Annotated in this window: 1 protein-coding gene; it reads right to left on the minus strand. The window is 67.9% G+C overall.

Going from position 1 to position 872, the window contains the following annotated elements:
• Nucleotides 1-8 precede the first annotated feature (8 nt).
• The gene (locus SSP08S_RS54550) at nucleotides 9-758 is read right to left on the minus strand and encodes an IS5/IS1182 family transposase (RefSeq protein WP_019076050.1); all 750 of its coding nucleotides are present in this window, start codon (nucleotides 756-758) and stop codon (nucleotides 9-11) included.
• Nucleotides 759-872: the final 114 nt, after the last annotated feature.

The raw sequence follows: 872 nt of genomic DNA on the forward strand, positions 1-872 counted from the left end.
GAGCTTCTTCAGCGTTGCCGCTCCAGGGTGAGGATGGCTTTGGCGATTGACGTCATGCGATTCGGACTGCAGCGTGACCTGCGGAAGATGCGCCAGGACTTCAGGCGTGCGACGCCGCGTTCGACCGGTGCCCGTGCCGCGGCCAGGGCCCGGTTGAGGGTCTTCTCGGTGAGGGTGAGTTCCTGCAGGGGCCTGCGTTTGATGCCCGTGGTCACCCAGGGGCCGCCGCCCTGGTAGGCGAGGTCGGCCAGGATGGGGACGCCCTGGCGCTCGCAGATCCGGATGATCCGGTGGGTGCGGGCAGCGGTCAGGTCGTGAGCCCGGCCGGGCAATGCGGGTGAGAGCCACAGCAGCCGGCCAGCCGGGTCGGTGACCACCTGCACGTTCACCCCGTGCCTGCGGTGCTTGTGGGAATAGTCGGCCCGGCCGTCGCCGACCCGGTCGCATTCGGCGAGCGTGCCGTCCAGCAGGACGAAGTCCACATCGGCCTCGCGCAGGACCTTCAGCAGACCCGGCGCACGTTCGGCGAGCAGGCGGATGACCGTGCTGGTGTAGGCGTGGGCGGTGGACTCGCTGATCCCGAACCCGGCAGCGATCTTCGCCAGGGTCGTGTGTTCGCGCAGGTACACCAGTGCCACCATCGCGCGCTGGGACGGGCGGAGCTTGCAGCGCCGGTCACCCTCACGGGTGACGATGAGCATCGTGACCCACTCCACGAGCGCATGGGGCAGGTCGAGTGCGGCAGGATAGATGACCAACGAGGCCCCCGAGCAGCGTGGTTGAGACGTCAGACATCTCGATCAACAGCTCGGGGGCCTCGCTCGTTGCGCTTCATGGACCGTCACCTGATCGGTGGCCAACTCGAAGAAGCT

It is taken from the genome of Streptomyces hokutonensis (genome assembly GCF_000376565.1).
GTDB classification, from domain to species: Bacteria; Actinomycetota; Actinomycetes; order Streptomycetales; family Streptomycetaceae; genus Streptomyces; species Streptomyces hokutonensis.